Here is a 25,545-nt window from a genome sequence, read left to right as displayed (position 1 = left end):
CGGGCGCGCACGGGCCGACCACACCACCCGGTCTCGGTGACCCCGTCACCGCAGGCCACCGCACCGGGATCCCCGGAAAGGCACCACCCGTCCCCCATGAAGGAGCACCCCCATGCATCTCCAGGCTGACCGACCCGGCCCGGCTCCCCGCCGGCCCGGCCCCCGGCGGCGGCGATGGCTGCTGCCGACGGCCACGGCGATCCTGACCGCCCTCAGCGGCGGTGTCCTCGTCGCCGCCAGCGCGACCGAGGCCGCTGCCGCAACGATCGACACCGGCGCCTCGTACGTGCTGGTCAACCGCAACAGCGGCAAGGCCCTCGACGTGTACAACCTGGCCACCACCGACGGGGCCCGGATCACCCAGTGGACCCGCAACGACGGCAGCCAGCAGCAGTGGCAGTTCGTCGACTCCGGCGGCGGCTACTACCGGCTGAAGTCGAAGCTGTCCGGCAAGGTGCTCGACGTCTCCGGCAAGTCGACCGCCGACGGCGGGGCGATCGTGCAGTGGACTGACAACAACGGCACCAACCAGCAGTTCAGCATCCAGGACATCGACGGCTACATTCAGCTGATCAACCGCAACAGCGGCAAGGCCATCGAGGTGCAGGGCGCGGCCACCACCGACGGGGCCAACATCGTCCAGTACGCCGACTGGAACGGCACCAACCAGCAGTGGCAGCTCGTCAAGCTCGGCGGCACCACCCCGACCACCCCGCCGCCCACGACCCCGCCGCCGGGCGGCAACTGCACGCTGCCGTCGACGTACCGGTGGTCGTCGACGGGTCCGCTGGCCACCCCGAAGTCGGGCTGGGTGTCGCTGAAGGACTTCACCGTCGCGCCGTACAACGGCAAGCAGCTCGTCTACGCCACCACGCACGACTTCGGCAACACCTGGGGCTCGATGAACTTCGGCCTCTTCACGAACTGGTCGGAGATGGCGTCGGCGTCGCAGAACGGGATGAACTCCGGCACTGTCGCGCCGTCGTTGTTCTACTTCGCGCCGAAGAACATCTGGGTGTTGACGTACCAGTGGGGTGCGGGCGCCGCCTTCTTCTACCGGACGTCGAACGACCCGACGAACCCCAACGGGTGGTCGGCGGCGCAGGCCATGTTCACCGGGAGCATCACCGGCTCGGGCACCGGCCCGATCGACCAGACGGTGATCGGTGACGGCCAGAACATGTACCTGTTCTTCGCCGGCGACAACGGCAAGATCTACCGGGCCAGCATGCCGATCGGGAACTTCCCCGGCAACTTCGGCTCCAGCTACACGACCATCATGAGCGACACCTCGGAAAACCTGTTCGAGGCGCCGCAGGTCTACAAGGTGCAGGGCCAGAACCAGTACCTGATGATCGTCGAGGCCAGGACCAGCTCCTGGGAGCGCTACTTCCGCTCGTTCACGGCGACCAGCCTGAACGGCACCTGGACGCCGAACGCGACGACCTACAACAACCCGTTCGCGGGCAAGGCCAACAGCGGCGCGACCTGGACCAACGACATCAGCCACGGTGAGCTGCTGCGGACCAGCGCCGACCAGACCATGACCATCGACCCGTGCAACCTGCAACTGCTCTACCAGGGCCGTTCCCCCAGCTCCAGCGGCGTCGACTACGGCCTGCTGCCGTACCGGCCGGGGCTGTTGACGCGGCAGCGCTGACGGCCCGCCGGCGGGCCACGGAGGTTCCCGACCTCCGGGGTGGCCCGACGTAGGTCGCCCAGAGCGATCAACTGAACAGCACCTGCACCACCGGTCGGCAGGGCCCGCTGTGCGGGCCCTGCCGATCCCTGTGCCAATCAGGCCCAGTTGCATCTGAGCGACTGTTCGACCTTCCGTTCTCGGCACGGCGGCGTGGACATTCTGGCAGGGCTGCATGCTCGCTCGGGTCTGGCGCGGGCGAATGCTCGCTGCGTCTCGGTCCGCCGCTCAGGGGTGTTGGGTAGCAGGCGGCTGGCCGGTGCTGCGGACGATGTCGCGGTAGACGGCGAGAGCGGGCTTGGGCCGGTAGGTGTCGGTGACGATGCCCAGTGTCCCGATGGGTTCCGTGGAACTGCTGTCGGCGTCCCTGAGGCTGAACAGTTCGTAGTGGGTGATGTTCAGAGACTCCTGTTCGGTGAGGATGACGCCGAGCATGTCCGACAGTGAGTCGCGCTGTGCCTGCTCGGTGCGGGGTGACCCGCTCGGGGTGCCGTTCTCGACGATGTGGAGGGGAGTGGTGGGCGGGATGTGCGCGCGGGGCAGCGACCTGCCCCGCAAGTGGTGCAGGGCGTGGGTGGTGAGGGATGCGGTGTCTCCCGGGTTGCCCCGCGGCGCGACGGGCGAGAAGGCGTCGGGGTACAGGCCCAGGCCGACGTAGTCGACGTGGGCCGCGAAGTCCTGGTATGGCACCGAGGACAGAGATGACCAGAACTGGTCGTCGCCGCCCAACCATTCCGGTGGTTCGGCGACGGAGAAGCCGATCCGCACGTGCTGGAGACCCCGCCGGTCCAGTGCGGTGCGGGCGTGCGGGACGCCGAGGGTCAGGGCTTCGAGCACGCCGGGTGCGCTTCCGTCGATGAGTGGGATGGGGAAGTTAGGCTCAAGCGTCACCTGGAGGTACCGCGTCAGGTGACCGTAGCGGTCGATGACAGTGTCGAGGAAGGCCAGCCATCCGGAGAGGTCGGCGGCCCGGGGGAGGTAGCTGAGCACGAGGTCCAGTTCGCGGTTTCCCTCGACGTACCATCCGTCGGGCATCGTGAGGTGTGCAAGTTCGTGTTCGGCTCCGAGTGAGGTGACCACGTCCGGCGGTGTCGCGTCGCCGAAGAAGTGCACGTACTCGCGGACGACGAAGGGACGGCCGCCCGCGATGTCGTCGACGAGGTGGCGGATCGCGGCGACATCGGGTGGGTGGGAGCAGACCGTGCCGGCCCGCCCGCCCGGATAGATACCGAACTTCACGCTTCCGCACTCCGATGTTGGTCGGTTTGCTGGGCTGGCCAGCTGATCTCGTGTGACCGGATCCGCCGTACCAGGCTCCTGATCCAGGCGGCTTCGGCAGCGACGATGGTGCGCCAGTAGGCGACTTCGAGCATGTGCACTTCGAGTACGTCACCGTCGGGCAGCCCCGAAAGGGCAGCCAGTTCCTGGTCGAGCCGGTCGGCGCGACCATCCAGGATGGACGCCGCCTGGTCGATCGGGAGAACTCCGACGTAGGCGACCGCCATGACGAAGTCCACGGACGCGGCTACCGTGTCGCGCACCCCGGCCTCGACCCTGTGGCGGAAGTCGGCGAGGCCCGCAGAGGTCAACTCGTAGGCCGTACGCGGTGGCCGGTTGCCCACTCGTTCGGGGAGCCGGGAGGAGATCAGGCCTGCCTTCTCGAGCGTCTTCAGCAGGGACGTGACCGTGCTGCGGGTGACCGAGAGGTGCCCGTACCGCTGGCGTAGGCGTGTCGTGATGTCGTAACCATGCGCCGGCTCCTCGACGAGGAGCCCGAGCATCGGCAACACCAGGCTGTTCTGCGTCGCGTTCGAAGGCACCCGAACAGTCTATAGGCGTATACGCCTAACCGCACAGTTGGGTCGGGCACCCGAGACGAACGGCGGGGGTCGCGCATCGCTACGTCGATCACTTCAGCTCGACGCCCGCACATCGGCCAGATCCGGGCGCCGCGGGGTCGACCAGCAGGTGGAGCCACCCGGTGGCGTCCGCCACCCGCCGCCCCGGCCGGGGCCGTCAGCACAGCCAGCGGGGGCCGGCTCCTAGTATCCGGAGCCGGCCCCCTCAGCCCACCGCCGCAGTAACGGCGGCGGGTGGTGCGTCACACCTGGGTGAACCGCCACTGCTGGTTGCTGGCGCTGTGGCAGGTCCACTGCAACAGGCGGGCGCCGTCGGCGGTGGAAGCACCGTTGACGTCCATGCAGAGCCCGCTCTGCACGTTGCGCACCGTGTAGACCCCGGCGGTCGTGGTCGCCGTCGCGGTGAACTTCTGCCGGTCACTGTTGTTGCAGGTGGCCTGCTGGAGGAACGCACCCGCGGTGGTGGAGCCGCCGATCACCTCGGCGCACTTGTTGCTGTGCACCGCCTTCAGGTAGACCGCGCCGCTACCGGCGTCCACGGCCTGCCACTTCTGGTTGTTGCCACCGGTGGCCGCCCACTGGGTGAGCTGGGCGCCGTCGGCGGTGGAGACGCCACTGACGTCCATCAGCTTCCCACTGTGCAGGGCGGTGAGCGTCCAGGTCTTCCCCGCCACGCCGGTGCCGGTGCCGGTGCCGGGAACGCCGACCCCCGCCCCGCCGAAGGTGTGCGAGTCGAGGTCGAACCAGTTGTTGGTGCTGCCCTTGAACACCATGTAGAGCGTCTGCGTACCGGACAGCGCGGACACGCTCACCGGTGCGGTTGACTGGTAGTTGTTCCAGCCGCCGGTGCTGGGCACCGGGGTGGTGGCCAGCAGGGTGCCGGTCGGCGAGCCGGCCCGCAACTCGATGGTGCCGCCACCGGAGGGCGACGACAGCCGGTAGCTGACCGTCGAGATACCCGCCAGGCTCATCGGGGTGAACGCGATCCAGTCGTTGTTGGAGATGTCCCCGACCCGCTTGGTGCTCTCCGCACTGGCCTCGTCGACGACCCGGATGCCGGACTGGCTGCTGAAGTACTCGGCCTGCTTGTGCTTCGGCTGGAGGATCGCCTGCGCGGTGCCGGTGAGCGGGGACGAGCCGCCCGGGCCACCGCTGTCGGTGTAGCGCGCGTTGAGCACGTAGAACAGGTTGGCGCCGTCCGGGTGCCCACCGAGCAGGTCGGTGGAGATGGTGCCCGAGCAACCCGGGTACTCGGTGGTCTCGTGCGCGTGGTCGTCGTGACCCAACGCCGGGTTCAGGAGCACCTTGGTGCAGTCGACCGTGCCGCCGTCCGGGTCGGTGACGCTGATCTGGTACGACACCTTGTCACCGAAGGTGAGCATGCCGCCGCTGGCCGGTGTGGTGATGGTGACCACCGGCGCGGAGTTGCCGACGGTGATCTGGACGTTGGCGAAGCCCGTCTTTCCGGTGTTGTCGGTGACCTTCAACTGCGCCGTGTAGTTGCCGTTGGTGGTGTAGACGTGCGACGGGTTGGCCGCCGTCGAGGTGGTGCCGTCGCCGAACGTCCACTGGTAGCTGAGCGTGTTGCCCGGGTCCGGGTCGGCTGTGCCGGCGCTGCTGAACTGGACGTTCAGCGGGGCGAGGCCGCTGGTGGGCGTCCCGACGGCCTTGGCGATCGGGGACCGGCCGCCCTGGATGTAGTCGATCCGGTAGAGCCCGGAGTCGCTGTTGCCGCCACCGAAGTTGGTGCCCCACTCCAGCACGTAGAGCGAGCCGTCCTTGCCGAACTCCAGGTCCATCGGCTTGTTGAACCGCCCGCCGGGCAGGAACGTGTTGGTGCGGGTCACCGCCGTCGCGGAGTCGAAGTGCACCTCCTTGATGTAGCTGCGGGACCACTCGTAGAAGAAGTGCACGCCGTCGTAGTAGGGCGGGAACTTGGTGGCCGACGGGTTCGCCGGGTCGTACCGGTAGACCGGCCCGCCCATCGGGCCGGAGCCGCCGGAACCCAGCTCCGGGAAGTTCGACGAGGTGCCGTAGCCGTACCACATGTTGGGGGCGACGATCGGCTTCAGGCTGGTCAGGCCGGTGTTGTTGGGCGAGTTGTTGACCGGGGCGTTGCAGTTGAACTTGGCACCGACCACGCCGGTGTCCGGGTTGAACGGCGCGTAGGGCTGGTTGTCGCCGTGGCAGAACGGCCACCCGTAGTTGCCGGGTTGCTTGATCACGTTGAGTTCGACCAGGCCCTCGGGGCCGCGGTTGGTGGTGGGCGGGTTACGGTCCGGCCCGTAGTCGGCCAGGTAGACCCAGCCGTTGGCCGGGTCGATCGAGAAGCGGAACGGGTTGCGGAAACCCATCGCGTAGATCTCCGGCCGGGTCTGCGCCGTGCCCTGGGGGTAGAGGTTGCCGGTCGGGACGGTGTAGCCGCCGCTGTCCGAGGGACGGATGCGCAGCAGCTTGCCTCGCAGGTCGTTGGTGTTGCCGGCGCTGCGGGCGGCGTCGAGGTTGGACTTGCCGGAGCGCCAGTCCAGCGGCGCGTAGCCCTGCCAGTTGGGGTCGAGGTTCGGCGGGGTGTCGTCACCGGTGCCGATGTAGAGGTTGCCGTCCGGGCCGAAGTCGATGTAACCGCCGGTGTGGCCGGGCTCGGGGAAGGTGCGGTCCCGGTACGCCGGGATGTCGATGATCCGCGCCTCGGTGGACAGGTTGAGGGTGTCACCGGACAGCGTGTAGCGGGAGACGCGGTTGACGTCGGTGCTGCTGCTCGCCGGTGAGTGGTACAGGTACACGTAGCCGTTGGTGGCGAAGTTCGGGTCGATCGCCATGCCGGTGAGACCGTCCTCGCCGCCGGTGTAGACGCTCAGCGTGGCGGCGGTCACGGTGCTGTTGGTGGTCGGCTTGAAGATCTTGACCTGGCCGCCGCGCTGGACGTACATCACCCGGCCGTCGGGCAGCACGTTCAGCGCCATCGGGTCGACCGTGTTGTCGTCCAGGGTGCGCTTCTCGAAGTTGCCCCAGACGGTGCCGCCGCAGTCACCGGGCAGGTTGCCGGCGGCCCACTTCACGCCACCGAGGACGTGGTTGCGGAAGTTCGTCTCGCTGTAGGAGGCGATCGCGTGGCCCATCGCGGTGGCCCACACCCGCCCGCCGGCGGCGGTGCGGCACCAGGAGATCGGGTGGTCCGGGCCCATCGCCCGGGACCCCGGGTTGTAGGTGCGCTCGTCGGCGGTCACCAGCACGTGCACGTTGCCGCGCGGGTTGGCGTCGAAGTTGTACCACTCCTCGCTGCGGTTCCACCGGTCCGGCAGGCTGGTCGTCGACGGGTGCTGCTTGTCGGCGACGATGGCGGTGCCGGGCAGCACGCCGGGGGAGTGCTCGGGCATGTGGGCGCCGCCGTTGAGGGTCTGGTCCCACCAGGGGTACTCGCCCTCGATGCCCATGTCCAGGGCGTTGTGGATGCCGACGATGCCCTTGCCGCTGGCGAGGTAGCCCTCCACGGCCTGCCGTTGGGCGGCCGAGGTCCAGACCATGCCGGAGGTCTGGAACATGATGATGACGTCGAAGGTCGCGAGGTTGGCCGCGGTGAAGACGCTGGAGTCCTCGGTCTGCACCAGCTCGAAGTTGTTGGCCGCCGCCTGCTGCTGGAACATGCTGATCCCGGCGGGGATCGAGTCGTGCCGGTAGCCCACCGTCTTGGTGAACAACAGGGCGCGGAAGGCCGGGGCCGCCGACGCGGGTGGGGCGAGGCCGAGCGAGAGTAACAGGCCGGCGATCATGGCGATGAGCAGTGTGGTGCGACGCATGCCGTCTCCTAGTTTTCGGCGGGCAACTCCGGTGGTGGCCGTGGTCCGTCGGCACCCAGGTGTCAGCTGGGCGCACGAGGGCACGGGTGTGCTGCTCGGGTCGTCGTGCCGTCCGCCGTAACGGCCGTCCGCCCCGCAGAGGTCACAGAAAGTGACATGGCTCGTGTTCTCGTCCCGTGGGCCGCGACGTCAGGATGGTTCAGTCATCGATACGTGTCAATGGCTTCGAAGAGGTTCGATGTTTCGACGGGTTGACGGTGGTCGCCCGGGGGTGCTGCGACCCGGCTTCGGTGCCGAGTGGAAGGGGTCGGCCTGGGAATTGCGTCGGGAGGAGGATTGTGGACACGCATCGAAACATCTATCTTCATACGTGTGATGTTTCGTCGATGTCAAGGAAAGTTTGCGTCGTCGAGACGTAAGCACCTGCGGCAGCAGGCAAAAGCCGGCCCAACCAGCCCTCCGCACGATCCGGCGGCGGGGCGCGGACCACGTCGATGACTACTTTCTGTGAGGGTTCCCGGAATGCCAGATCCGCCACCGGCGTCGCTGCTCACCCTGCGGGGCATCAGGAAGTCCTTCCTCGGGGTACGCGTCCTCGACGGCGTCGACCTCGACGTCGCGCCCGGTGAGGTGCACGCCGTCGTCGGCGAGAACGGCGCCGGGAAGTCCACCCTCATGAAGATCGTCTCGGGCGGGTACGCCCCCGACGGGGGCACCGTCGAGGTGGACGGCGCACCGCAGGTCTTCCGTGGCCCGCGCGACGCCCAGCGGGCCGGGATCGGCATCATCCACCAGGAGTTCAACCTGCTCCCGGACCGTACCGTCGCGGAGAACGTCCACCTGGGACACGAGCCGGTACGCCGGGGACTGGTGGACCGTCGGGCGATGCGCGAGCGCACCGGCCAGCTGCTCGCCTCGATCGGCGAGACCACCCTCGCGCCCGACGCCATGGTCGGCGGGCTCGGCGTCGCCCAGCAGCAGGTCGTCGAGATCGCCAAGGCGCTCGCCCTGGACGCCCGGGTGCTCATCATGGACGAGCCCACCGCGGCGCTGGCCGACCACGAGGTGGAACTGCTCTACGGGTTGGTGCGCCGACTCCAGCAGCGGGGCATCGGCCTGCTCTACGTCTCGCACCGGCTCACCGAGGTCTTCGACCTGTCCGGGCGGATCACCGTGCTCAAGGACGGCCGCCGGGTCACCACCGTGAACACCGCCGACACCAACACCGACGACCTGGTCCGGCACATGGTCGGCCGGGAGCTGTCCAGCTACTACCCCGACCGGGCCACCTCCGACGACCTCGGGCCGGTACGGCTGGCCGTCCGCGACGCGGGCAACCGGAAACTGCACGCCGTCGACCTTCAGCTGCGGGCCGGCGAGGTGCTCGGCGTCGGCGGCCTACAGGGCTCCGGACGGTCCGCGCTGGCCCGGGCGCTCTTCGGCGTCACCCCGTTCACCACCGGCGAGGTGACCCTGGACGGCCGGCCGGTCCGGCTGCGCTCACCCCGTAGCGCGATGCGGGCCGGCATCGTCTACGTCACCGAGGACCGCAAGGGCGAGGGGATCGTGCCCCGGCAGTCGGTGCTCGACAACGCGCTGCTCGCCACCCGGGCCGTCGGCGCGGCCCGTTCCGGCCGTGCCGCCCGCACCCGACGCGTGCGGGAACTGCTCGCCACCGTCGAGGTCCGTGCCGCCGGTGACGACCAGGAGATCCGCTTCCTGTCGGGGGGCAACCAGCAGAAGGTCGTGCTGGCCCGCTGGCTCGCGCTCGACCCGCAGGTCCTGCTCTTCGACGAGCCGACCCGGGGCATCGACGTGGGTGCCAAGTCGGCCATCCACGACCTCGTCCGCCGCCTCGCCCGCGACGGCGCGGCCGTCCTGATGATCTCCTCGGACCTGCCCGAGTTGCTGGGGATGAGCGACCGGATCGTCGTCATGCGCGACGGCCGGATCGCCGGCGAACTGCCCGCCGCCGCCACCGAGGAGGACGTCGTGGCCCTTGCCGTCGGCCACGCCCCGCAGTCGCGAACGGAGACCGATCAGTGAGCGTCCTGTCGCTGTTGCCGGTGCGACGTCGGGTGCCGGGCGTGTTCGTGGCCCTGACCCTCACCCTCGCGATCGGTTGGCTGGTCGTCCTGGTCGACGGCGGTCAGCTGTTCAACCAGTCCACGACGGTCAGCCTGCTGCACGTGGCCGCCGGTCTCGGGTTCGTCGCCGTCGGTCAGACGCTTGTCATTCTCGGTGGGTCGCTCGACCTCTCCGTGGCGTATGTGATCAGTCTGAGCACCCTCGTCGCGGCCGAGACGATGAACGGCAGCGACGGGGCGCTGCTGCCGGCGGTCGGCTTGGCGCTCGCGGTCAGCGCTGGTGTCGGGTTGTTCAACGGGCTGCTGGTGACCAGGCTGCGGATCAACGCGTTCATCGCCACGCTCGGCGTCGGGTTGCTGCTCAAGGGGTATCTCGACAGCAACTATGACGGTCCGGCCGGCGCCACCTCACCCGGCCTCGTGCAGTCCCTCGGCTATCAGCGGGTCGGCCCGGTGCCGCTGTCGTTCCTGTTGTTGCTCGCCGTGACCGGGGCCGCCTGGTTCGTGCTGTCCCGGACCCGGTTCGGTCACCATCTGGTCGCCGTCGGCGGCGATCCGGAGGTCGCCCGGCTCTCCGGCGTCCGCAACGACCGGGTCCTGGTCGCCGCCCACGTGCTGTGCTCGTTGTGTGCCGGGCTCGCCGGGGTCTACCTGGCCAGTCGGCTCGGCTCGGGCGCACCCCGGGTGGGCACCGAGGGCCTCTACGACCTGGAGTCGATCGCCGCGGTGGTGATCGGCGGGACCGCGCTGGCCGGTGGACGCGGCGGTGTGGTCGGCACGGTCGGGGGAGTGCTGCTGCTGGCCAGCATCGATGCGATCTTCAACCAGCTCGAGGTGGACGCCTTCTTCAAGCAGGTGATCAGGGGCGTCATCATCATCGCCGCGGTCGCCGTCTACGCCCGTCGGGCCCTGCGAAAGGCGGCGTCCTGACCATGCAGATCGTCCAGCGTCGTCCGCTGTCCCTGCGCCGCGTCCGGCTCCGCCCCGGCGGGGTGCTGCCGATCCTGGCGATCCTCGCGGTGCTGCTGGTGCTCGTCGGCATCCGGCAGCCCAGTTTCCTCGACCCGCCGTCGTTGATGTCCTTCCTCGGCCGTTCGGCGCCGGTCATCCTGCTCGCCGCCGGGCAGTACTTCGTGATCGTCTCCGGCGAGTTCGACCTCTCCGTCGGCTCGTTGGTCACCGCGCAGGTGGTGGTCGCAGCCCGGCTGATCGACAGCGACCCGGCCCGGACCTGGCCGGTGGTGCTGCTCCTGCTCGCCTTCGGCGCGCTGGTCGGGCTGGTCAACGGCCTGATCACGACCCGCCTGCGGGTGCCGTCGTTCATCACCACCCTGGGCATGTTCCTGATCCTGGTCGGCGCGGTCTACCTGTGGTCCGACGGCGCACCGAAGGGTGGCCTCTCCGAGGAGTTCCGGCGGTTCGGCCGGCGGGCGATCGAGGACGTGCCGCTGCTCGGTCGGGTGCCGTATGCGCTGCTGGTCCTGGTGGTCGTCGCGGTGCTCGCGGTGGCGTTGATGCGGTCGGACTTCGGTCGGACCCTGGTCGCCGTCGGGGACAATCCGCGCACCGCGCAGCTGAGCGGGGTACGGGTCTGGCGTACCCGGACCGTCGCCTTCATCCTCAGCGGGCTGGCGGCGGCCGTGGCGGCGATCCTGCTGGGTGGCTACAGCGGGGTGTCGTTCCAGGCCGGCGCGGGCCTGGAGTTCGGGGCGATCACCGCGGTCGTCCTCGGCGGCGTCGCGCTGGGCGGGGGCCGCGGCTCGGTCGTCGGCGCGATGCTCGGCGCGCTGACCCTCGAACTGCTGTTCGCCCTGATGAACTTCTACGGCGTCTCCGGCGCCCTCCGGTCCACCGTCCAGGGCGCGATCATCCTGCTCGCCGTGGCGGTTTCGGCAACCCGTTCTTCGTCACGATAAGGGGAATCCATAGTGCGACGTTGCATGGCGGCGCTGGCCGCCGTCACCCTGCTGTCCCTCACCGCCTGCGCCACCGACGAACCGGGCGCGGGCCCGTCGGGCGGTTCCTCCTCCTCGGCCGCCGGGTCGGGGACCGGGGAACAGTCGAAGTTCTTCGTCCAGGCCGACTACGACGCCGAGTTGGCGTTGCTCGGTGCGACCCCGACCGGGCCGGCGGACAAGCCGTGGGAGCAGATGCTCAACCCGACCATGGTGGACACGGCGACGTTCAAGAAGGCTGGTCCGCACAAGATCTGCTTCTCGAACGCCGCGCTGAACAACCCGTGGCGGCAGGTCGGGTTCAAGACGATGCAGGCCGAGGTGGAGGCACAGAAGAGCCGCATCAAGGAGTTCGTGCACGTCGACGCCGAGGGCAAGGACCAGAAGCAGATCGCCGACATCAACGATCTGCTCGGCAAGGGCTGTGACGCGCTGATCGTCTCGCCGAACACCACCGCCACGCTCACCCCGGCGGTCGAGGCGGCCTGCAAGGCCGGCCTGCCGGTGATCGTCTTCGACCGTGGGGTCAACACGAAGTGCCCGGTGACGTTCATCAACCCCATCGGTGGGTACGGCTTCGGTCACGCCGGCGCCGAGTTCGTCAGCCAGAAGATGAAGCCCGGCGGCAAGGTCCTCGCCCTGCGCATCCTGCCCGGGGTCGACGTCCTAGAGACCCGCTGGTCGGCCGCGAAGGTGGCGTTCGACAAGGCGAAGGTCGACGTGGTGGGGGTGGAGTTCACCGACGGTGACCCGGCCAAGACCAAGAAGATCGTCGACGACTACCTCCAGCGGTACGGCACCATCGACGGTGTCTGGATGGACGCGGGTGCGGTCGCCGTCGCCGCGGTCGAGGCGTTCCAGGACGCGGGCAAGCCGGTGCCGCCGATCAACGGCGAGGACCAGCTCGACTTCCTGAAGGTGTGGAAGGACAAGAACCTCACCGCGATCGCGCCGACCTACCCGACCTACCAGTGGCGTACCCCGATCATCGCGGCGTTGCGGATCCTCGACGGCCAGCAGGTGCCCAGCCCGTGGAAGCTGCCCCAGCCGACCATCACCCAGGACAACCTGGACCGGTACCTCGACGCGGACATGCCGCCGCTGCACTACGCGATGTGCGGCTGCACCGACCTGCCCGGTTACCCGCAGCGCTGGAAGTAGGCCCGGTGTACGCCGTCGGCGTCAACCCCTGGGTGTGGGCGTCGCCCGTCGACGACGACGCCCTCGCCGAGCTGATCCCCCGGATCGCCGCGTTCGGCTTCGACGCGGTCGAGTTGCCGATCGAGCAGCCCGGCGACTGGGACCCGGTGCGGACCCGGGACCTGCTGGCCGCGCACGGCCTCGTCGCGGCCGGCGTCTGTGCGGTCACCCCGCCGGGGCGGGACCTGGTGAACGCGTCCCCGGCGGTCGTGGCGTCGACCGTCGCGTACCTGCGGGGGTGCGTGGCGGCTGCGGCGGCCGTCGGCGCCCCCTGCGTCGGTGGTCCGGTGTACGCCTCGGTCGGGCGCACCTGGCGGATGTCACCGGCGGCCCGGGCGGACTGCTATGCGGAGTTCCGGCGGGCCCTGTCGCCGGTGGCCGAGCAGGCCGGTGAATGTGGCGTGAGCATCGGGGTGGAGGCGTTGAACCGCTACGAGACCAGCGTGGTCAACACCGTGGCGCAGACGGTCGAGCTGATCGATGGACTGCCGTCGAGCGTCGGCATCATGATCGACACCTATCACATGAACATCGAGGAGTCCGATCCGTACGCGGCCCTCGCCGCTGCCGGCCCGTACATCAAGCACGTCCAGGTCAGCGGCACCCACCGGGGCTCACCCGGGGCGGACCACTTCGACTGGCCGCGCTTCTTCGCGGTGCTGGGGCAGACCGGTTACCGGGGTGCGGTCTGCATCGAGTCGTTCACGGCGGAGAACGAGACCATCGCCACCGCCGCGGCGATCTGGCGTCCGTTGGCCCCGTCGCAGGACCGGCTCGCCACGGACGGTCTGCGCTACCTACGGGGGGTCGTCGCCGGCCCTCGCGTCGCTGCGGGCTGATGCGGTGAATGCGCTGATGTCCTGCCGGCGGCAGGACTGCCGGAGTGCCTTGACAGCAGGACCGAACGGCAGGACAGTCGTCATACTTATCGATGATTAACGATCTATGGGCGAGGGGTGCCATGCGTAAGTCGCTGACGGCTGTGGCCGCCGTCGTTGTTGCCATCGTCGCGATGATGGCTGCGGTCTCGCACGCCAGTGCGGCGAACGCGGCTGCCGGTTGCCGGGTGGACTACGTCGTCACCAGCCAGTGGACCGGCGGCTTCCACGCCGACGTCGCGGTCACCAACCTGGGCGAGCCGGTCAACGGCTGGACGCTGCGGTTCGCGTTCCCCGCTGTCGACCAGCAGTTCGCCCAGGGCTGGAGCGCCACCTGGGCCCAGTCCGGCCAGCAGGTCAGCGCGACCAACCTCAACTGGAACGCGACCCTGGGCACCAACGGCGCCGCGAACATCGGTTTCGTCGGTGCCTGGTTCGGTAGCAACCCCGTGCCGGCGGCGTTCACGCTCAACGGCGTCGCCTGCACCGGCGGGGTCCTGCCCAGCAGGACGACGGCCGGGCCGACCACCTCGCCGCCGGTCGCCGACTACCCGGCGTACGTCAACTGGGTCAGTCCGACCGTCGGCGCGGTCTACACCGCACCGGGCCCCGTCCCGCTGGCCGCGACCGCGACCGTGGGCGGCGGCCACTACATCACCGGGGTGTCGTTCCGGGTCAACGGCGTCACGGTGGCCCAGGGTGTGCGGACGACCGGCGACCGGTTCGACGCACAGTGGACACCCCCGACCGGCGCCCCCGGGAGCAGCACGACCTACGTGCTCAACGTCTCGGCCGGCACCGACCAGTCGCTGTCCGGTGGTGCGCCTCCGCTGCTGGTCACGGTCGTCACGCCCCCGTCCTCCGGCACCAACCACCCGCCGGCGGTGGCGCTGAGCACCCCCGGTGGGCAGACGTACTTCCTCGAACCCACGACGGTCACCCTGGTCGCCGACGCCACCGACGCCGACGCCGGGGACCCCGTCAGTCGGGTGGAGTTGTATCTCGGCACGACCAAGCTGGCCGTGACGCCCACCAACAGCGGGCAGCGCTACCAGTTCCAGGTGCCCCTGTCCGCCGGCACGTCGTCGACCTTCACCGTGCGGGTCCACGACTCCCACGGCGGTGTCGGCATCTCGAACCCGCTGACCTTCACCATCCGCTAGCCCGTCACCTCCGGTCCGTCGTACCCCCGCCACGGTGGGCGTACGACGGACCGGAGGTCGGGCGGGTGCAGGCCGGGTGGGCGGATCACGACGCGGTGGCCCGGGGCCTCCTGATGACCTCGATCATGCTGGCCAGCGCCTCGTCGCCGTGCCCGCTGCCGGCCCGCTCCCGGAGCATGTCCCGGATCGGGACCATCACGTCCGGCCGGATTCCCTGGCCCCTGCTGGCCTCCACCAGCTTGGCCAGACCGGCCGCGTTCAGGCCCACCGTGGAGATGTCGGTGGCGTACCGGCCCGCGTCGACCTGCCGGGCGGCACCCGTGATGCTGGGCAGCACCACGTGGGTGATCCAGGACCCGACGAACGGCGTCAGCGCCGCCGCGGGGACGCCCTCGGCGGTGAGCATCGCGAAGCCGTGCAGCGCGCCGGCGAGCGACGACCAGAGGATGCCCAGCAGCGACAGGTCGTAGAGACTGGCGACCCCCGGGTCCGCACCCAGGAGGACGCTGTTGCCGCCGAGGACCTTCAGGGTCGACTCGTACGTGTCGAAGACCTCCGCCGGGCCGCCGTAGAACAGCAGGGTCTGGGGGAGCCCGACGGCCGGCGGCACCGTCAGGAGGCAACCGTCGAGGTAGCTCGCCCCCAGGGACTGCGCCCACCGCGCGGCCCCCCGGGCGTCCTGCGGCACCCCGGAGGTGAGGTTGACGATGGTCTTGCCGTCGAGTGCCTCCCGCACCGGTTCGAAGATCTCGTACAGGGCCCGGTAGTCGACCACGCAGACCACCAGGAGGTCGCTCGCGGCGACCGCGTCGGCGATCGTGTCCGCGCGGCGCGCGCCCTGCTCGACAAGCGGGTCCGCCCTGCTGGCGGAGCGGTTCCACACCGTCGTGGGGTGGCCGGCCCTGAGATATGCGCCCGCCAGGGCCGAACCCATCATTCCAAGGCCGACGACCGACACGCGTACGCCATTGTCACCGGACACCGGTGTCACGCTCCTCTGTGTTCCTGAAAAGGCAGGAAAGGGATTAGGTGCCGGCACACAGAAAGCAGGTGCCGCCGCCGATTCGACAGTGGTGAGCCTAGACGCGGGCAGATGAGCCCTCAACCACTTACTGCAAGGTATGTGAGCGGTCGCCGATCACCCCACCCGGCGGAGCCGGCCGCGGACGATGGCCGTTCCCCCAGCCCGGGGTGGCTGGAATGGGGTTTCCGGACGCCGGGCCCGTCGGGTGGTGCCGGCCTTTCCGTGATCGCGGAAAAGGGCAGCCGACCAGGTGTAGCCGCCAGGCGCGGGGCCGGAATCGGCCCGCATTCCGGGACACCGGAGCAGACGCACACCGTGCCCCCGTCGTGCGAACTTTCGAGATCATCAGGAGTCAATTCCGACGGCGACCGGACTGGGGTGGACCCGTGCCGTGCGTCGGCCCGACGGTTGGTGCCGTGGGCTCGGGTGCACCTGGCCCCGGCCATGACGGGTGCCCCCGCCGCAGCCGGGATCACCTGTGGCGGGCGTCCCACGAAACGGGGGACCGGGCGACCTCGCGCGCTAGACTCTGCGGCACACCGGAGCGCGTGGGGAAGGCGTCCCGGCCGTTCGGGGAGTGGGCGAATTGAGTGTCAGGGTGCGGCCGACGCATTGCGGACTCGACGCCGCGATCGAGGTGATCAGTGGCAAGTGGAAGGTCGTGATCCTGTGGGCCCTCAGCGACCGGCACCGACGGTTCGGTGAGCTGAGAAGGCTCATCGGAGTGAGCGAAAAGGTGTTGTTCCAGCATCTGCGCGAGTTGGAAGCCGACGGCATCGTCCACCGGGAGACCTCCCCGGGCCTGCCGCTGCGGGTGCAATACTCACTCACCGATCGCGGTCAGGCGCTGAATCAGGCGCTCAAGCCCCTGGGGGCATGGGGCCGGGAACATCTGCCGGAGCGGGCCGTGCCCGTGCCCGGCGACAATTGATTTTGGGCGGGGAATGCGTCGGGCGGCTCCGCCCGCCGCCACCGCCACCGTCGTCCCGGGTGACCGCGTCCCGTCGCCGCCCGCGCGGCGGCAGGCGGGCCGCACGCGGCGGCTCGGTGCGGGCCACACGCGGTAACTCGGTGCGGGACGCACGCGGCGGCTCGGTGCGGGCCGCGTCCCGGCGGCTCGGTGCCCCCAGATCGGGCACCCGTCGCTTACCATGGGTGTCGCTTCGGGGGCGGTACCCTTGCGGTGGCATCCGATGCGGTGGTTTTTTCCTGTTCTGGTGGTTCCTGTTATTGGGGTGGTGGTCGCGGTGGCGGTCGGAACGATTCTCAGCTTCGACGACGTGAAGGGGTACGGCTTCATCAGCCCGGAGGGCGGTGGCGAGGATGTCTTCGTCCACGCGAACGACTTCGGCGATCAGCGGCCGAACGTGGCCCCGGGCATGCGGGTGGAGTTCGAGTCGGTGGAGGGGAACCGGGGGGTCAAGGCGCTCTACGCGCGGCTGCTCAACCCGGGCCCGGTGACACCGCGCGCGACCGTCGCGCGCAGCGTGCCGGCCGCGACGGGCGTGCCGGCCGACCGCGCCGACGACGACGAGTGCGACGTGCTGACCGCCGCCGCCTTCCGCGCCGACATCACCGATCTCCTGGTGGAGCAGGTCCCGACGCTCACCGGTGGCCAGATCAGCCAGATCCGGCAGCACCTCACCCAGTTCGCCCGCTCGCACGGGTGGCTGGAGGACTGACTCCGCCGGCGGCCGGCCCGTCGTCGCCACGGCTGCGGCGGGGGCCGGGCCCCGCCGCAGCCTCGACCACGGATCGATCGCACGGACTCTGCACCCGTGCCGCCTCGACGGGCTCTCCGCCGTCGAGGCTGCCGGTGTCTCCGACGGCAACCTGCCCCCGTGGGTCCGGTGGGCGGCAACCTGCGCAGGCTGCTCCGGCTCGTGTTAACACTTGACGTCATCGATGTTAGCGATAACGTACGAGGGTCAGTGCCGCCCTGCCGCCCGCCACCCGAGGTGATCAGTTGAAGCGTCGCACCCTCCTGTCCGCCACCGGTGCCGCCCTGGCCGGGGCGACCCTGCTGCGCCCCGCGACCGCGTCCGCCGCCCCCGGGGACGGTTACGTCATGGCGTACTTCACCGAGTCGCCGAGCATGACCGCCGCCAACTACGGGCTGCACCTCGCCGTCAGCAGCGACGGCCTGAACTGGACCCCGCTCAACCAGAACCGCCCCGTCGCCACCCCGACGCTGGGCAGCCGTGGCCTGCGCGACCCGTTCGTCCTGCGCAAGCAGAACGGCGGCTTCGTGGTGCTCGCCACCGACCTCAACGGCACCGACTGGAACTACCAGAGCCAGTACCTGCACGTCTGGGACTCGGCCGACCTGCGCACCTTCACCGGCTACCGGCTGCTCAAGGTGCACTCGCTGGCCACCCACGCCTGGGCGCCCGAGGCGTACTGGGACGCCGGGCGCGGGCAGTACGCCGTGGTCTACTCCGCCGTCACCGGCGGCCGCAACGTGCTGATGGTGAACTACACCAGCGACTTCGTGACCGCCTCCGCCCCGCAGACGTTCTTCGACCCCGGCTACGACGCCATCGACGGCAGCTTCGTCACCGTCAACGGGGTCAACTACATGTACTTCAAGAACAACACCAACAGCACCCTGCTCGGCACCCGCTCCACCACCCTCAACCCGGGCAGCTTCAGCATCCACACCGCCGCCGTCAGCCCCGGTCGGGGCGTCGAGGCCCCGCAGATCGTCAAGTCCCACACCGCGAACACCTGGTACCTGTGGGGCGACACGTGGAGCCCCAACGGCCGGTTCTTCTGCTGGCAGACCAGCAACGTGGCAGGCGGCACGTGGAGCCTGCTCAACGACCGGGCGTACACCCAGCCGCTGAACTCCAAGCACCCCGGGATCGCCCCGGTGACCTCGGCCGAGCTGACCGCGCTCACCGCCGCCTGGGGGCTGCCCACCTGGAACCGGATCAAGTCGTACAACTTCCCCGACCGCTACCTGCGGCACGGCAACAACGTCGCGCGCATCGACCCGTACCCGTTCGAGCCGTACCAGGACCAGCTGTGGACCCTGGTGCCCGGCCTGGCCGACCCGGCCGGGGTGTCGTTCCGCTCGGTGAACTACCCCGACCGGTACCTGCGCCACTACGACTACACGATCCGGTTGGCGGCCAACGACGGCACCAGCGCGTTCCGGGGCGACGCCACGTTCTACCGCACGGCCGGCCTCGCCGACTCGTCGTGGACGTCGTTCCGGTCGTACAACTTCCCCGACCGTTACCTGCGCCACTACGACTACCTGCTGCGCATCGACCCGCTCACCAGCAGCTCACCGGCCACCGACCGGCAGGACGCCACCTTCCGGATCGGCTACTGACCACACCCGGCACACCGACGGACGCCGAACCCGCCCGTCGGTGCCGGCGCGTCCGGCCCTATCCTGGCCCGATGTCGTACGCCGAACTCCGTGTCGACCAGTGGAACGACCGGTCCGAGGAGGCCGCCGGCCGACTGGCCCGGGAGATCGCGGCACGGCACGACCTGACCGTGGTGGGCCTACGGGACACCACCTACGCGGGACGCCGGCACCGCACGGCGGTGTTCGACCGGGGCGGGCTGCGGTTCGCGCTGGTACCCGGCGGTCGGCCGACGCTCGGCTACGACGCGGCCCGGTTCCACCCCGGCGCGGCCCAGGCGGCCAGCTACGCCGACAGCGCCGAGGAGTACGGCCTGCCGCCGCTGACCGAGCACCTCGACGCGATGACCTCGCCCGTGCGCGACGTCGACCTGCCGGCGATGCTGGTCGCGGTGGAGGCGTTCGAACCCGGCGAGATGCCGGTGCCGCCGGACGACCCCCGGGTCGGTGAACTCGTCGCGTCCCTCGGCCGCCGGAGCGACGGGGCGGGCACGGTGAGCTCCGCCGACGGGCTGACCGTCGAGCTGGACTCGACCGGCCGGGTGACCCGCGCGGTGCTGGTCGAGGAGTTCGACCACGACGAGGCGATGGCCGCCCTCACCGACCTCGGCCTGCGGACCACCAGCCCGGACGAGTGGGAGTGGGCCTGCGGCGCGGGCGCGACCACCCTGTTCCGCTGGGGCGACGACACCCCCGACGACGGCTACCCGGTCGAGCAGGTGACCGGGGTGCACCGCACGCCGAACCTGTGGGGGTTGGCGATCGGTCAGGACTCCTACCGGTACGAGGTGACGACCGAACCGACGGTGGTGTGCGGCGGTGACGGCGGTGTCGTCACCTGCGGCGGTAGCGGCTTCTTCCTGGGCTGGCTGACCCTCGCGACGGCCTACCGGGACGGGGACTTCGGCCGGTGGCTCGCCTCCGACGACGGGTACGCCGACGAGACCCTGACCCGACCGGTGATCAGCCTGGGCTGAGCGACGGCCCACCGGCCGCCGCCCGGGCTACTCGCTCACTGCCGACCGTACCGGGCCCGGGGCGTGTGCCACCCGGGCCGCGCCCCGGGCCCGACGGTCGACGACCACGAGCAGCATCGCGACGGCGATCGCTACCGCCGCCAGCACCAGCGCCACCGTGTGCAGCGCGTCGGTGAAGTGCCGTCCGCGCAGGCCGACGGGGCTCGCGGCGGCGATGAACGCCCCGGCCGCCGCGATGCTCACGTTCTCGGTGGAGAGTCGGATGGTGTTGAACAGCCCGGCCGCCGCCCCCCGTCGGCTCTCGTCCGCCTCGGAGACGGCGAGCCGGTCGATGTGACCGGAGGGCAGTCCGGCCCCCGCCCCGATGGCGAGCAGGGGCAGCGCCATGGTGGGCAACGTGCTGCCCGGCGACAGGGTCACCAGCCCCAGCGCGCCGAGCCCGCAGAGCACCACCGACGTGACCAGGACCGGGGTCATCCCGACGCTCCTGATCAGGATGCCGCCCACCGGCGGCAACGCGATCGTCGGGGCGGTGAGCACCAGCATCCAGGCGCCCGCCTCGGTGGGGGACAGGCCCACCACGTTGATCAGGTACGACGGCAGGTAGACCAGGATCGGCACCAGCACCACCATCAGGGTGCCCGCGGTGATCGCGATCGCCGTGTACCGGGGATTGCGCAGCAGCGTCAGGTCGGTCACCGGGTGCGCCACCCGACGCTCCACACCGACGAACGACAGCAGCAGCACGGCGGACAGGGCCGCCCCGCCCCACAGCAGCGGATGCGTCGCCCCGAGCCGGGGCGCCTCCACCAGGGTCGCGATGCCGATCAGCGAGGCCCCGGTGAACAGCAGCGCCCCGGCCCAGTCGAACGGCGGGTGGGCCGACGTCCGGCGTGCGGCGGCGGGCGGGCGGGCGGCCAGGGCGAGACCGATCACCAGCACGCCCACCGCGGCGGGTACCCCGAACACGGCCTGCCACCCCAGCGTCTCCAACGCCACGCCGCTGAGCTGCGGTCCGAACGCCAACCCCACGCCGAGCAGGGTGCCCAGCAGGCCGAAGGCGCGGGCCTGCGCCCGGCCGGTCAACACGACCGACAGCAGCGCCACCCCGCCGGTCACGGTGGCCGCCGCGCCGACGCCCGTGACGGCGCGGGTCAGGTTCAGCACCAGCACCGTCGGTGCGAACGCCGAAGCGGCGGAGGCGACCGCGAAGACCGCCACCCCCGACAGGAACACCCGGTAGGGGCTCCACCGGTCGGTGACCGCGCCGCCCAGCACGAGGAACGCGGCGAACGTCGCGTTGTAGGCGTTGACCACCCACTGCGCGGCGACGGTGCTGGTCTGGAGGTCGTGTTGGATGCCGGGCAACGCGACCGACGCCCCGGTGATGGTCAGCGGGAGGACCGTGGTGGCCAGCAGCACGGCCACCGCGTGGACCTGTGCCCGGCGGGTCGGCCGGCCCCGGTGCTCCTGCGCCCCGGCGGAATCCGGTGCGGAGAGGTGACTAGACATGAGGTTCCGTTAGAGGTGTGGGCCCCGGCGTCCGGGGTCCGTGGTGAGGGCGATCAGGTCGGGAGGGCGTCGCCCCGGCGACGCGGTGGGTCAGCCCATGATCAGGCGGAGTTCCTTGCGGTTGCCGATGCCGAGCTTCTTGTACACATGGGTCAGGTGCTGCTCCACCGTGCTGATCGTGATGCTGAGATCCCGGGCGATCATCTTGTTCTGCTTGCCCCGGCCGGCCAGTGTGGCGACCTTCAACTCGCTGTCGGTGAGCGTCGACAGGAACGCCGGCGGACGCCGCTCCAGCACCGTGACGGTAGCGTAGTCCCCGCGTCCGAAGTCGAGCGGTTCGGTCTGCAACCGGCGCAGGATCAGGAAGAAGTCGGGGCTCGACGAGAACCGCTCCAGCGTCGTGAGGATCGCCTCGCGGGCACCGCCGAAGACCACCCCGACGCTGTCCGTGGTCTGCATGGCCCGGGCCCGTATCTCGTCGCCGCGGGCCTGCAACGCCGCATCCACCAGGTGTACGGCGACGTCCTGCTCGCCGAGCATCTGGTAGCCGGCCGCCGCCGCCAGCCGCCACGGGAAGAGGTGCTCCAGCGCCATGCCCCACTCGGCCATGCTCCGCCCGCAGCTCATGAACCGGGTCACCGCGCCGCGTGGGTCACCGGTGCCCAGACAGAAGTGCCCGAAGCCGTGCCGGTACCAGAGGCTGTAGCTGGACTCGTCCATCAACGCCGACGGGGTGGTACGCAGGTGGTGCACCGCCGCGCCGATCCGGCCCAGGGCCAGGTTGCCCAGGACCACGGTGGCCAGCGGCTCACCGATCCGGTGCGCCCAACGCCTCGGCTGCATCATCCGCAGCGCCTGCTCACCCCACTCGACGCCGCCCTGCACGTCGCCGTCGAGCAGCGCGCAGACGGCGTGCAGGCTGGTGAGCCGGGCCCGCCAACCGATCGGGTTCTGCCCGCCGAGACGCTGCCGGGCCGCCGCCGCGCAGGCGGCGGCGTTCGGATCCCCGGACAGCAGCAGGATGCGGATCGCGCAACTCACCAGCCACTCGACGCCGGTGGGGATCTGGGCGTCCTGGTTCTCCAGGTAGTCACGGGCCATGGTGACGTGGTCCAGGCCGGGCCAGGTGGCGGTCATCGCGTTGACCAACCCGAGGGTCATCAACTGCTCGCGGCTCATGTCCTCAAGGGACGTGCCGTGCCGGGCCTCACCGCAGGGATAGAGGTCGGTGAGCCGGTCGAGGGCGCCGGGGAAATCGCAGGAGGCCAGCACCAGCGACTTCCACCGGTCGGATTCACGTGCCTCGGGGTGGCCGGCGAGCGGTTCGAGGCTCGCCTCGATTCTCCGGAACACCCGGTCGTAACCAACGACCTGCCTGATCGGCCGTCGCGCGGAATCGACATCGGGCCGCAACCACGTCCCCGGGAACTCTTCCGGGTAATCGCCGAATAAGGGTTCGGTTATCATTGGTCCCCCTGCCGTGCAAGTCGTTCCGAATTGCGTGACCGGCCCCTATGAAAGCACTCCTGTCTGTTCGACCGCTGATCTTTACCGGCACTGATCTTTACCGGGACGTGCCGGCGGTACGGCCGTCAGCGGGAGATCCGTTCCTCTCCCGCGATGACGACCTCCGTGAACGGATGCGGGGCGACCGGGTGCCCGGCGTTGACGATCCACGCCTCGCCGGTACGTCCCGCCGTGTGCGCCTGCTCGGCGGCGGCGGCCACCTCCTCCGGTGTCACCAACCCGACACCCGCACGCACCAGCGCGTCGCGCCGGTCGGCGAGCATCGGGGTGTCCACCGCGCCCGGGCAGAGCGCGTTGATCCGGATGTTCACCTGCCCGAGCGGGCCCGCGAGGGACCGGGCCAGCCCGACCACCGCGTGCTTGCTCGCCGAGTACAGGGCGTCCGGCGACGGACGCACCCCGGTGGTGCTGGCCGTGACCAGCACCGCGCCACCGCCGTGCGCCCGCATCGGCGCGTACGCGGCCTGCACGCCGAACACGACGGAGTCGACGTTGGTCCGCATCATCGACTGGTACGCCTGCGGGTCGAACCCGTCGCCGACCGCCGTGCCGGCGAGCACGCCCACGTTGAGGTGCAGCAGGTCCAGTGTCCCGTGCCGGGTCAGGGTCGCCTCGACGTACTCCTGGCAGCCGGCCATGGTGGTCGCGTCGGTGTGCACGAACAGCCCGTCGCACCCGCCGGCCACCGCGCGCCCCCGCCCGGCGTCACGGTCCACGATCACCACTTGCCAACCCCGGGACCGGAAGCGGTGGGCCACTGCGGAGCCGATCCCACCGGCACCCGCAGTGACCACCAGGACCTGTCCGGTCACGGAGCCGCCACGCCCAGGACGTGGCTGAACACGTTGAGCGGGTCGTAGGCCGCCTTGGCCAGTTGCAGGCGCGGGTAGTTGTCGCCGTAGAACAGCGTCGACCACGACACGCCGGAGGTGTTCTGGGTGCTGTCGAGGAAGTCGATGTCGGGCCAGTTGATGTAGGACCCCTCGTTGCGGGCGTCCGGCGCCGGCACCCCACCGGTCTCGGCGTACACGTCCCGGTAGAGCCCGCGCAGCCAGTCGATGTTCGTCGCGTCGGCGCTCGGGTCGTCCCAGTAGCTGGTGAACGACGCGGCCATCACCGACGAGCGGTGCGCCGTCGCCGTTGCGGTGGGAGCGGTGGCGTTGATCGCCCCGCCGTACGACAGCAGCGTCAGGCCGGACGCCGGGTTGGTGTAGCCGCTCGCCGTGAGCCGGTCGAACACCCGCCCCGCCTGGGCGTCGGTGTAGCGCTGCTTGAGCAGGCCACCCTTGCTCTTGGAGCGCAGTGGGCCGGTGATGCCGAACGCGGCGGCCGTGGTCGGCAGGTTCAGCGTGGTGGTCAGCCACGGCCGGGTGCCGGTGTCGAGGATCGTCGGCGTCGCGGTGACGCCCGCGGTGATCGCGCTGACGTAGGAGCTGCGCAGCGTGTTGTTGCCGCTGACCGTAGGGTCGACCTGGGCGACGACCGACAGCCGGCCGTACTCGCTGCGGTTGGCGGTCAGCGCGGAGAACAGCTTGGTGCCGGTGGCCCCGGGGGCGCTGTTCAGCTCGTGCCAGGTGCCGTAGTTGGCCATGATCCGGACGAAGTCCGCCCGGGACACGTCGGCCCAGTTCCAGGTGAGGATGGTGTTGGCGACCGCACCGGGCGGCGTCGGCAGCAGCGTGCTCGGGTTGGTGCCGGTGGCCGTGGCGCTGCGCAGCCAGAACCGGGTGACGATGCCGAAGTTGCCGCCCCCGCCGCCGGTGTGTGCCCACCACAGCTCGCGGTTCGGGTCCCCGGTGGCCCGGGTTGCCACGACGGACTTCGCCGTGCCGGTCGCGTCGACGATGACGACCTCGACCGCGTCGATGTAGTCGGCGACGATGCCGTGCTGCCGGGACAGCATGCCGAACCCGCCGCCGGTGGCGTGCCCGCCGATGCCGACGCTCTGGCAGGAGCCACCGGGGACGGTGACGCCCCACCCCCAGTCCAGCCGCCGGTACAGGTCGCCGAGGGTGACCCCGCCCTGCACGCAGAAGGCGTTACGGGTGGTGTCGAAGGTGACCGAGCGCATCTCGACCAGGTCGATGACGACCTTCGCCGCCGGGTCGTCGACGAAGTTCTCCAGGCAGTGCCCGCCGCTGCGGACCACGACCTTCTTGCCGGCCGTCACGGCCGCCTGCACCGCGGCGACGACCTGCTTGGTGGTACTGACGATCCGCACCGCCTCCGGGCTGCCCACGAAGCGGCGGTTGAACCCGCGCTGGAGGGCGTCGGCGTAACGGCGGTCGGTGGGGCCGATCGTCACCGGCCCGGGAGTCTTCTGCCCACCGGCCAGGCTGTCGACCTGGGCGGGCGCGGCGACCACGTGGTCGCCGATCAGCGTGCTCGCACCTGCGCCGGCGATGACGGTGCCGACACCGGACATCAACCGCCTACGGCTCAACCGGGACAAGCTTCCCCCTGGAATTGAGTGAATGTGGGGTGGACA

The 25,545-nt window shown here is 70.3% G+C and carries 19 protein-coding genes; 11 read left to right on the top strand and 8 right to left on the bottom strand.

What is annotated here, in order from left to right; genetic code table 11:
* The first annotated feature begins 112 nt into the window (after positions 1 to 112).
* Complete coding sequence (locus J7462_RS08560) at positions 113 to 1,660, top strand: non-reducing end alpha-L-arabinofuranosidase family hydrolase (RefSeq protein ID WP_219463290.1); 1,548 nt, start codon at positions 113 to 115, stop codon at positions 1,658 to 1,660.
* A 267-nt stretch (positions 1,661 to 1,927) separates the two neighbouring features.
* Here the strand turns inward: J7462_RS08560 and J7462_RS08555 are convergent, their stop codons facing one another.
* From J7462_RS08555 to J7462_RS08545, 3 genes are all read right to left on the bottom strand, one after another.
* Positions 1,928 to 2,938 carry a hypothetical protein gene (locus J7462_RS08555; protein ID WP_219463288.1) on the bottom strand — a complete coding sequence of 337 codons (1,011 nt, stop codon included), beginning with the start codon at positions 2,936 to 2,938 and terminating at the stop codon, positions 1,928 to 1,930.
* Complete coding sequence (locus tag J7462_RS08550) at positions 2,935 to 3,519, bottom strand: PadR family transcriptional regulator (protein ID WP_219463286.1); 585 nt, start codon at positions 3,517 to 3,519, stop codon at positions 2,935 to 2,937. The genes J7462_RS08555 and J7462_RS08550 overlap by 4 nt, the downstream gene beginning before the upstream one ends.
* 281 nt (positions 3,520 to 3,800) lie before the next feature.
* On the bottom strand, positions 3,801 to 7,355 hold the full coding sequence (locus J7462_RS08545; protein WP_219463285.1) for a ThuA domain-containing protein: 3,555 nt from the start codon (positions 7,353 to 7,355) through the stop codon (positions 3,801 to 3,803).
* Between the two features lie 522 nt (positions 7,356 to 7,877).
* Between J7462_RS08545 and J7462_RS08540 the strand changes: the two genes are divergently transcribed.
* The 6 genes from J7462_RS08540 to J7462_RS08515 all read left to right on the top strand — a co-directional run bounded on the left by J7462_RS08540 (position 7,878) and on the right by J7462_RS08515 (position 14,638).
* Positions 7,878 to 9,401, top strand: coding sequence for a sugar ABC transporter ATP-binding protein (locus J7462_RS08540; RefSeq protein ID WP_219463283.1), 1,524 nt, complete (start codon positions 7,878 to 7,880; stop codon positions 9,399 to 9,401).
* Complete coding sequence (locus tag J7462_RS08535; RefSeq protein ID WP_219463281.1) at positions 9,398 to 10,372, top strand: ABC transporter permease; 975 nt, start codon at positions 9,398 to 9,400, stop codon at positions 10,370 to 10,372. Before J7462_RS08540 ends, J7462_RS08535 begins: the two co-directional genes overlap by 4 nt.
* Before the next feature lie 2 nt (positions 10,373 to 10,374).
* Positions 10,375 to 11,358, top strand: coding sequence for an ABC transporter permease (locus J7462_RS08530; protein WP_219463278.1), 984 nt, complete (start codon positions 10,375 to 10,377; stop codon positions 11,356 to 11,358).
* 12 nt (positions 11,359 to 11,370) lie between these two features.
* Positions 11,371 to 12,558, top strand: a complete 1,188-nt coding sequence (locus tag J7462_RS08525) for an ABC transporter substrate-binding protein (RefSeq protein WP_308290820.1) — start codon at positions 11,371 to 11,373, stop codon at positions 12,556 to 12,558.
* Positions 12,559 to 12,563: 5 nt separating this feature from the next.
* Positions 12,564 to 13,436 carry a sugar phosphate isomerase/epimerase gene (locus J7462_RS08520; RefSeq protein WP_219463277.1) on the top strand — a complete coding sequence of 291 codons (873 nt, stop codon included), beginning with the start codon at positions 12,564 to 12,566 and terminating at the stop codon, positions 13,434 to 13,436.
* 122 nt (positions 13,437 to 13,558) lie between these two features.
* Positions 13,559 to 14,638 (top strand): cellulose binding domain-containing protein, encoded by a 1,080-nt coding sequence (locus J7462_RS08515; protein WP_219463275.1) that lies wholly within the window; start codon positions 13,559 to 13,561, stop codon positions 14,636 to 14,638.
* An 85-nt stretch (positions 14,639 to 14,723) separates the two neighbouring features.
* On the opposite strand, the gene J7462_RS08510 is transcribed toward J7462_RS08515, so the two are convergent.
* Positions 14,724 to 15,620, bottom strand: coding sequence for an NAD(P)-binding domain-containing protein (locus tag J7462_RS08510; protein ID WP_219463273.1), 897 nt, complete (start codon positions 15,618 to 15,620; stop codon positions 14,724 to 14,726).
* Positions 15,621 to 16,260: 640 nt separating this feature from the next.
* Between J7462_RS08510 and J7462_RS08505 the strand changes: the two genes are divergently transcribed.
* The 4 genes from J7462_RS08505 (at position 16,261) to J7462_RS08490 (ending at position 20,018) form a co-directional block, all read left to right on the top strand.
* The gene (locus J7462_RS08505) at positions 16,261 to 16,593 is read left to right on the top strand and encodes a helix-turn-helix domain-containing protein (RefSeq protein WP_307799255.1); all 333 of its coding nucleotides are present in this window, start codon (positions 16,261 to 16,263) and stop codon (positions 16,591 to 16,593) included.
* Positions 16,594 to 16,909: 316 nt separating this feature from the next.
* Positions 16,910 to 17,344 carry a cold shock domain-containing protein gene (locus J7462_RS32915; RefSeq protein ID WP_308291102.1) on the top strand — a complete coding sequence of 145 codons (435 nt, stop codon included), beginning with the start codon at positions 16,910 to 16,912 and terminating at the stop codon, positions 17,342 to 17,344.
* Positions 17,345 to 17,628: 284 nt separating this feature from the next.
* Entirely contained in the window at positions 17,629 to 19,002 is a 1,374-nt protein-coding gene (locus J7462_RS08495) for a glycoside hydrolase family 43 protein (protein WP_219463269.1), read from the top strand.
* 71 nt (positions 19,003 to 19,073) lie between these two features.
* A complete protein-coding gene (locus tag J7462_RS08490; protein ID WP_219463267.1) occupies positions 19,074 to 20,018 on the top strand; it encodes a hypothetical protein in 945 nt (314 codons plus the stop codon).
* Positions 20,019 to 20,045: 27 nt separating this feature from the next.
* Here the strand turns inward: J7462_RS08490 and J7462_RS08485 are convergent, their stop codons facing one another.
* The 4 genes from J7462_RS08485 to J7462_RS08470 form a co-directional block, all read right to left on the bottom strand.
* The gene (locus J7462_RS08485) at positions 20,046 to 21,530 is read right to left on the bottom strand and encodes an MFS transporter (RefSeq protein ID WP_219463266.1); all 1,485 of its coding nucleotides are present in this window, start codon (positions 21,528 to 21,530) and stop codon (positions 20,046 to 20,048) included.
* A 90-nt stretch (positions 21,531 to 21,620) separates the two neighbouring features.
* The gene (locus J7462_RS33220; RefSeq protein ID WP_219463264.1) at positions 21,621 to 22,883 is read right to left on the bottom strand and encodes a helix-turn-helix transcriptional regulator; all 1,263 of its coding nucleotides are present in this window, start codon (positions 22,881 to 22,883) and stop codon (positions 21,621 to 21,623) included.
* Positions 22,884 to 23,122: 239 nt separating this feature from the next.
* On the bottom strand, positions 23,123 to 23,869 hold the full coding sequence (locus tag J7462_RS08475) for an SDR family NAD(P)-dependent oxidoreductase (RefSeq protein WP_219463262.1): 747 nt from the start codon (positions 23,867 to 23,869) through the stop codon (positions 23,123 to 23,125).
* Positions 23,866 to 25,500: an FAD-binding protein gene (locus J7462_RS08470; RefSeq protein ID WP_208567535.1), complete on the bottom strand. Its 1,635-nt coding sequence runs from the start codon at positions 25,498 to 25,500 to the stop codon at positions 23,866 to 23,868. The genes J7462_RS08475 and J7462_RS08470 overlap by 4 nt, the downstream gene beginning before the upstream one ends.
* Positions 25,501 to 25,545 lie beyond the last annotated feature (45 nt).

It is taken from the genome of Micromonospora sp. RL09-050-HVF-A (assembly GCF_019374995.1).
GTDB lineage: Bacteria > Actinomycetota > Actinomycetes > Mycobacteriales > Micromonosporaceae > Micromonospora > Micromonospora antibiotica.
The sequence above is the reverse complement of the archived record's forward strand: the minus strand, read 5'-3'. Positions and strand labels throughout refer to the sequence as shown.